The 7,791-nt window shown below is 71.1% G+C and carries 6 protein-coding genes and 1 pseudogene; 5 read left to right on the top strand and 2 right to left on the bottom strand.

Annotation, left to right across the window (positions count from 1 at the left end; genetic code table 11):
- A pseudogene (locus ABT254_RS46325) lies at positions 1-422 on the bottom strand (L-rhamnose isomerase); the annotation flags it as partial.
- A 260-nt stretch (positions 423-682) separates the two neighbouring features.
- Here ABT254_RS46325 and ABT254_RS46320 point away from each other — a divergent pair.
- Together ABT254_RS46320 and ABT254_RS46315 are read left to right on the top strand one after the other, a co-directional pair.
- The gene (locus ABT254_RS46320) at positions 683-1,981 is read left to right on the top strand and encodes an MFS transporter (protein WP_351483738.1); all 1,299 of its coding nucleotides are present in this window, start codon (positions 683-685) and stop codon (positions 1,979-1,981) included.
- Positions 1,981-4,617 carry a family 78 glycoside hydrolase catalytic domain gene (locus ABT254_RS46315; protein ID WP_351483737.1) on the top strand — a complete coding sequence of 879 codons (2,637 nt, stop codon included), beginning with the start codon at positions 1,981-1,983 and terminating at the stop codon, positions 4,615-4,617. The genes ABT254_RS46320 and ABT254_RS46315 overlap by 1 nt, the downstream gene beginning before the upstream one ends.
- A gap of 14 nt (positions 4,618-4,631) precedes the next feature.
- Here the strand turns inward: ABT254_RS46315 and ABT254_RS46310 are convergent, their stop codons facing one another.
- The gene (locus ABT254_RS46310) at positions 4,632-5,507 is read right to left on the bottom strand and encodes an NAD(P)H-binding protein (protein ID WP_351483736.1); all 876 of its coding nucleotides are present in this window, start codon (positions 5,505-5,507) and stop codon (positions 4,632-4,634) included.
- 172 nt (positions 5,508-5,679) lie between these two features.
- On the opposite strand from ABT254_RS46310, the gene ABT254_RS46305 reads away from it, so the two are divergent.
- From ABT254_RS46305 to ABT254_RS46295, 3 genes are read left to right on the top strand one after another with little or no spacing between them, the layout of a single operon-like run.
- Positions 5,680-6,543 (top strand): LysR family transcriptional regulator, encoded by an 864-nt coding sequence (locus tag ABT254_RS46305; protein ID WP_351483735.1) that lies wholly within the window; start codon positions 5,680-5,682, stop codon positions 6,541-6,543.
- Positions 6,540-6,911: a YciI family protein gene (locus ABT254_RS46300; RefSeq protein WP_351483734.1), complete on the top strand. Its 372-nt coding sequence runs from the start codon at positions 6,540-6,542 to the stop codon at positions 6,909-6,911. The genes ABT254_RS46305 and ABT254_RS46300 overlap by 4 nt, the downstream gene beginning before the upstream one ends.
- Positions 6,912-6,953: 42 nt before the next feature.
- Positions 6,954-7,697: a class I SAM-dependent methyltransferase gene (locus ABT254_RS46295; protein WP_351483733.1), complete on the top strand. Its 744-nt coding sequence runs from the start codon at positions 6,954-6,956 to the stop codon at positions 7,695-7,697.
- Positions 7,698-7,791: the final 94 nt, after the last annotated feature.

Here is a 7,791-nt window from a genome sequence, read left to right as displayed (position 1 = left end):
GCGAACCACAGCTTCAGGTCCCTGGAGCCGGTGGCGTCCATGATGTCGACGCATTCCAGCAGGTGATCGACCGCCTTGCGCCGCACCGCCGCATCGGGGTGGCAGATGCTGCCCAGCTTGTAGTCGTCGTCCTGGAACGTGTTGGAATTGATCGCACCGAGCGCAACCCCCTGCTCTCGCGCGAACGCCGCCAGCTTGCCGTAGTTCTCGACGGCGTCCCACGGAATGTGCAGCGCGACGGTCGGCGCCACACCGGTGAACGCGTGCACCTGTGCCGCGTCGGCCAGCTTCTCCCACGGGTCGCGCGGCACGCCCTGCTGGGCGAAAACCTTGAAGCGCGTACCGGAGTTGCCGTACGCCCACGACGGTGTCTCGATCTTCTGCGCCGCGAGTGCTGCCTTCACGGCGGACTGGTCTGGCATGACCACCTCTGAACACGGTTTGAATCGTTTCAGGGAACGTAGTCCCACTGATGGGATGTCGTCAAGACGTCCGCGCGCTCACTCTGGGCCGTTCACGCGAGTGCGGAGATTTCGTTGCCGGAACCCTTGACGAGCCGCCGTCGTAGCCCCACGATGCCGTGAAACGTTTCACGAGGGTTTCGAAGGCCGGTTACACGTGTCATCACCGAAGGCTCACCCGGCCCTCCGTCCCCGAACTCCCCTTCCGAAAGGCCGCCTTGATGAGCAACGACGCCATCTCCCGCAGGCCCGCCCAACCCCGGGTCACCCGCTCCCAGTGGCGCCTGGCCGTCCTCTCCGGCATGGCCTCCTATCTGGACTCGGGCATCATCGTCTCCTCGGGCCTGTCACTGGGCCTGTGGCAGAGCCGCTTCCACCTGTCCTCCTGGGGGCTCGGCGCACTGAGCGCGGCGCTGACCTTCTCCATCGCCATCGGCTCACTCGTCGGCGGCCGCCTCGCCGACCGCTTCGGCCGTAAGCGTGTGTACGGGATCGACATCCTCGTCTACGCCATCGGAGCCGCCTTGCTGGTCTTCGCCCCCAACAGCGCCTTCCTCTTCGCCGGCATGATCATCGGCGGTCTTGCGGCCGGCGCCGACCTGCCGACCTCACTGGCCATGGTTTCCGAGCACTCCCCGCGCTCGGTACGCGGCCGGCTGATCGGTGCGACGCAGACCATGTGGGTCGTCGGTATCACCGCCGCGATCGTGATCGGCTTCGGCACCTCCACGCTCGGCTATCTGTCCGCTCAGCTCCTCTTCGCCCACCTCGCCCTCGTGGCCCTGGTCAGCTGGGTGCTGCGCAACCGTATGCGGCTGTCTCCCGTGCTGGAGGAGGCCGAGCGCGGCGGCGGTGGCGAGGGCATCGACGCGCGGGCGCTGCGCCGCCTCGGCGCCAAGCCGGTCCTCGTCCCGCTCCTCGCGACGGGCGGCTTCTACCTCGCCTGGAACCTCGCCGCCAACACCATGGGCCAGTACGGCACGTACTTCCTGACGACCGTCAGCGGCGCCTCCCAGACCCTCGCCACGGGGATGGGCCTGGCCGGGCTCCCGATCGGGCTGGTCTGCTCGCTCGCCTTCGTGCGGCTGGCCGACACACCCTGGCGCGACCGGCTGTTCTACGTCTGCGCGGTGCTCCAGGTCCTTGCCTTCGGCGTGGCCGCGGCAACCGGCGGCGCGGTGATCGCGGCGATGGTGTTCTTCCTGCTCCTCTACAACGTCGTCAACCAGTTCGCCGGTGAGGCCAATTACAAGGTCTGGTCCCAGGAGGTGTTCCCTGAGGAACTGCGTGCGACCACCCAGGGACTGACCTACGGCCTCAGCCGTGCCCTGTGCGGACTCGCCGGCCTCGCCACCCCGACCCTGATGGCGGTCAGCGGTTCGGCCGTCCTGTGGATCACCACGGCGTGTGTGGCCGTGTCCGGTCTGATCGGAGTGTGGGTCGTCCGCACCATCGCTCCGCAGGGGCGGGCTGCGGCCACAGGGACCACATCCGGCGTCCGTGCGAAGGAGGCGATCTGATGCGCGTCACCGCGCCTGTCCTGGAACACCACCGCGAGCCGCTCGGCATCGGCGAGAGCAGGCCCCGCCTGAGCTGGCGCACCGAAACCGACGCACCCGGCTGGACGCAGCAGGCGTACCGGCTGGAGATCACCGATGCCGACGGCACCGTCCTGACCGACACCGGGCGCGTCGAGGGCGCCGACTCGGTGCTGGTGGAGTGGCCGGGCGAGCCGCTCGCCTCCCGCAGCCGCGTCGGGGTGCGTGTGCAGGTGTGGGGGGAGGGCGCCGAGCCGTCCGCCTGGTCGCCGCCCACCTGGGCGGAGACGGGGCTGCTCGCCCGTACCGACTGGACCGCCCGGCCCGTCACCCCCGACCGTGAACCGTCCGACGCCCCGCTCCCGGTGGCGCTGCTGCACCGCACCTTCACCCTCGCCAAGCCGGTCGCCTCGGCCCGCCTGTACATCACCGCCTACGGCGTCTACGAGGCCGAGATCAACGGCAATCGTGTCGGCGACCACGTCCTCGCCCCCGGCTGGACCTCCTACCACCACCGGCTGCGCTACCAGACCTTCGACGTCACCGGCCTGCTGCACGAGGGCGGCAACGCCATCGGCGCACTCCTCGGCGAGGGCTGGTACACGGGCCGGCTCGGCTTCCACGGCGGCCGGCGCAACCTCTACGGCGAACGCCGCGCGCTCCTCGCCCAACTGGAGGTCACCCACCCCGACGGCACCGTCACCACCCTCGGTACCGACGAGACCTGGCGCGCCACGACCGGCCCGATCCTGCGCTCGGAGCTCTACGACGGCGAGGTCTACGACGCCCGGTCGGCCCGCCCCGGCTGGTCCGCACCGGGCCACGACACCTCCGCCTGGTCACCCGTCACCGAACTCCCGCTTTCCGAGGCGGAGTTGGTGGCCCCGACCGGCCCGCCCGTGCGCCGTACCCAGACCCTGTCCCCGGTCGAGGTCATCAGCACGCCATCCGGGAAGACGGTCCTCGACTTCGGTCAGAACCTGGTCGGACGCCTGCGCATCCGCGTCTCGGGCCCGGCCGGACACACCATCACCCTGCGGCACGCGGAAGTTCTGGAGCACGGCGAGCTCGGCGTACGGCCCCTGCGTCTCGCCGCCGCCACCGACACGTACACCCTCGCCGGCACGGGCGAGGAGACGTACGAACCGCGCTTCACCTTCCACGGGTTCCGCTACGCCGAAATCGACAACTGGCCCGGCGAGCTGGACCCGTCCGCGATCGAGGCCGTCGTCCTGCACACCGACATGACCCGCACGGGCTGGTTCGAGTGCTCGCACGAGCTGGTCAACCGCCTGCATGAGAACGTCGTATGGGGCATGCGCGGCAACTTCCTCGACATCCCCACCGACTGCCCCCAGCGCGACGAACGCCTCGGCTGGACCGGCGACATCCAGGTCTTCGCCCCCACCGCCTCCTTCCTCTACGACTGCTCGGGCATGCTCGGCGGCTGGCTGCGCGACCTGGCGGCCGAACAACTCGCCCGCCCCGACGGCACACCCCCGCTGGTCGTGCCCGACGTCCTGCCCTCGGGCTTCGGCGGCACCCCGCACGCGGTGTGGGCGGACGTCGCGGTGCTGGTGCCGTGGACGCTGTATCGGCGCTTCGGTGATCCGGCCGTGCTGCGCACCCAGTACCCGAGCATGCGCGCCTGGGTGGAGACCGCCGCCCGCCTCACCGAGGAGGGCGGCGGCCTGTGGCGGCAGGACTTCCAGCTCGGCGACTGGCTCGACCCGGCCGCCCCGCCGGACGCTCCGGGAGACGCCCGTACGGACGGCGATCTCGTCGCCAACGCATACGTCGCCCGCTCGGCCGACGTGCTCGCCGAGACGGCGCGGCTGCTGGGAGAGAAGGACGACGCCGTCCGCTACGAGGAGCTCGCGCGCTCGGTGCGGGCGGCCTTCGCCGACGAGTTCGTCACCCCCGTCGGGCGGATGTCGAGCGATGCGCAGACCGCGTACGCGCTCGCCCTGTGCTTCGCGCTGCTGCCGACGGAGCGTCAACGGCGGGGCGCCGCCGAGCGGTTGGCCCACATCGTGCGCAAGGCGGGCTTCCGCATCGCCACCGGATTCGCCGGTACGCCGCTGATCTGCGACGCCCTGTGCGCGGCCGGGGAAGCGCAGCTGGCGTACCGGATGCTCCTGGAGAAGGGCTGCCCGTCCTGGCTGTACCCGGTGAGCATGGGGGCGACGACCGTGTGGGAGCGGTGGGACTCGATGCTGCCCGACGGGAGCATCAACCCCGGCGAGATGACCTCCTTCAACCACTACGCCCTCGGTGCCGTCGCGGACTGGCTGCACCGCACGGTCGCCGGCCTCGAAGCCGCCGAGCCGGGCTGGAGCCGGCTGCGCATCGCGCCCGTTCCCGGCGGCGACCTGACGTATGCCAAGGCCGCGCATGACACGCCGTACGGCCGCGCCGAGGCCGGCTGGCGGATCGAGGACGGCACGCTCGTGGTGGAGGTGCTCGTCCCACCCAACACCCGGGCGGAGGTCCAACTCCCGGGCGAGGGGGAGCCGTTCGAGGTCGGTTCTGGCCGCCGTACCTTCCGGCGGCCGTACACCGCCCCCGCCTGGCCGCCGGCCGCGATCCGCAATCCGTTCGCCGGGCCGGAGGAGTAGGGCGGGCGAGGTGCTCAGGCCAGGACCGCCGGCCTGAGCACCTCCTCGCACCACTGGCGGAACGTGGTCGGGCTGGGGGAGGCGAGGCGGTGGTCCTCGTCGTAGGCGTCCTTGATCTGGGCCACGGCCATGTCGACCAGCCCCTGCGCCCATGCCTCGCTCGCGCCGTGCTCCAGCATCGTCGCCCGGTAGGTGTCGAGGGGCAGCTGCTGATACCGGACGGGCCGCCCCAGCACCTCCGAGAGAACCCGGGCCATGCCGTCGGGGGAGAGGGCGTCGGGACTGACCACGGGGACACCCTCCTGACCGCTCCACGAACGGTCGCGCAGGAGTTCCGTGGCCTTGGCCGCGATGTCCCGGGTGGCGACGGACGCGATGACGCGGTCGCCGGGCTGCGGCCAGTAGAACGCGCCCTGGTCCCTGATCGCGGCCACCTGCCAGAGCAGGTTCTCCATGAAGGCAGGCGGCTGCAGCGCCCGGAAGTGCACTCCGGTGTCCATGATCATCCGGTCCTTGGCGAGCGACGCCGACAGGTGCCCGGCGTTCTTCTCGATTCCGCGGCCCATGGTCGACACGGCGACGACCCGCTTGACGCCCCGGGCGGCGATCGCTTCACAGGCCGCCCGCGTGTAGTCCACGTAGTGGCCTTCGACGTCCTCCGCGCGCGGGTCCGGTGGCACCACCCAGAACACCGCGTCCGCGCCCGCGAAGGCCTCCATGGCGACATCCAGGTCACGGTGCGAGCCCTGGACGACCTCGACGCGTCCGCGTACCTGCGCAGGCAGCCGGGAGGGATCGCGGACGATCACGCGGACCGGCTCCTCGTCGGCGAGGAGACCGTCGACGACCTGGCGGCCGATCTGACCGGTGGGAGTGGTGATGACAAGCATGGAAAAGCTCCAAGAGGGCTCGCTGGAAAGGCAGTTGCACCCTCCGGCCGTCGGCTGGACGGACCGGGGGGGACCGCGTGCTTCGATCCTGCGGCGCGCCCCTGGAAGACGGAAGGACCGACGAAATCCCGCTTGTTACCCTCTGGGTAATACCGAACGGAGGTGCCGGATCGTGGAATCCCGATCACTGCGCTACTTCGTCGCCGTGGCCGAAGAACTCAACTTCGCGCGCGCCGCCGAACGGCTGGGCATCTCCGCCCCGCCCCTCTCCCGCGCCATCCGCAAACTCGAGGCAGACCTGGGCGTCACCCTCTTCGAGCGCACCACCCACAGCGTCGAACTGACCCCCGCCGGCACGGTCCTGCTCGGGGAGGCCCGGATCGCGCTCGACGCCCTGCAGGCGGCCGGCCGTCGGGCCCAGCGCGCGGCCGCCCAGGACGCGAAGCTGGTCCTGGCCCTCAAGGCCGACGGCGACGGCGGCCTGCTGGAACCCATCCTCGCCCGCTACGCGACCGAACCCGCCGCCCTCCCCGTCACGCTCCGCCTGTCCGGCTGGGGCGACCAGGCGCGTCTGCTGCGCCAGGGCGAGGCGGACGCCGCGCTGATCTACGAACCCTTCGACCACACCGGCCTGGACAGCGAAACGGTCACCGTCGAACGCCGCCTGGCCGCCTTCCCGGCCACCCACCTCCTGGCCGCCCGCGACCACCTCACCCTCGCCGACCTGGCCATCCCGGGGGTCGAATCCGGTCGCCTCGACGGCCTGGCCGGCTACCTCGACATGATCGTCGAGCGCCACGGCATCGCCGACCTGCCCCAACTGCTCACCCTCGTCGAACTGGGCGAGATCGTGACCCTGCTGCCCGAATCCGTCACCACCCGCTACCCGCGCCCGGGCCTCGCCTACCGCGAGGTCCCGGACGCCCCACCGGCCACCCTGTCGATCGCCTGGCCCCAGCAGTCCTGCTCGACGGCCACCGCCGCACTGGTCCGGGCCGCGACGTCGCTGGTCCCGCCTGTCGAGGCGGCAGCGTGAAGTACCTGGTCCTGATGTACGCCGATCCCGCGGCGACCGAGGCGATGACCGCAGCCGAACGCGCGCAGGTCTTCCGCCGACACGAAGCACTCCACCAGGACCTGGAAGGCACCGGCGAGATGCTGAACGGAGCCGGGCTGGCCTTCCCCCGGGACACCAGGACCATCCGGTGGCAGGGCGAAGGCACGGCCCCGACCACGACAAACGGCCCGCTCACGGACACCACCGACCACCTCACCGCGTACTACGTGATCGACTGCGCCACCCCGGAACGAGCACGGCAGATCGCCGAACGCGTCCTGGACTTCCACGTCGTGGCGGTGGAGGTGCGACCCGTCCACGACTCGTTCGGGATGGGAGAAACCTGACGCGGGCCCACATCCACGGCGCCGCTTCGCATACTGACCGGCATGGCCCTCTACGACACGCTCGGCGCGACATACGGCCGCAACCGGCAGCCCGACCCACGGATCGCCGCGCAGATTCGCGCCGCGCTGGGAGACGCCGCGGACGTGATCAACGTAGGCGCCGGCACCGGCTCCTACGAACCACCGCAGACCGTTCTCGCCGTCGAACCCAGCCAGGTCATGATCGCGCAACGCCCGCCCGGGTCGGCGCCCGCAGTGCGCGCGGTCGCCGAACAGCTCCCCGTCCGCGACAACGCCGCCGACGCCGTGATGGCGCTGCTGACCATCCACCACTGGACCGACCTGACGGCCGGCATCGCCGAACTCCGCCGGGTCGCCCGCCACCGCATCGTGATCCTGACCTGGGACCAGCAGATCTTCCGCGAGCGGTTCTGGCTCGTCCGCGACTACCTCCCACAAGCCGCCGCCTTCGACGACACCCGCGCCCTGCCGCTGGACCGACTGTCCGACCTGCTCGGCGCGGCGCGCCGGCAGCCCGTCCCCGTCCCGCACGACTGCACGGACGGCTTCGCCGCAGCGTACTGGCGCCGCCCCCACGCCTACCTGGACCCCCAGGTACGGTCAGGAATCTCCCTCCTCGCCCAGACCGCAGAAGCGGCCCTCGCACCGGGCCTGGCAGCCCTCTCCGAGGACCTGACAACAGGCCGCTGGCACACCCGGCACGCCGACCTACTCACCCGCGACTCACTCGACGTCGGCTACCGACTACTGACAGCGGACATCTGACGTGCCCCGTTAGGGGCGCGGGGCTGTATCGATGTGCGGCTCCGCCGGGCGGGCGCGACCAGCCGCATCCGGGCCCGCAGCCTGCGAACAACAA

Source organism: Streptomyces sp. NPDC001137 (assembly GCF_040298885.1).
Classification (GTDB): domain Bacteria; phylum Actinomycetota; class Actinomycetes; order Streptomycetales; family Streptomycetaceae; genus Streptomyces.
Note: the sequence above shows the minus strand (reverse complement) of the source record. Positions and strands in the feature narration are given on the sequence as shown.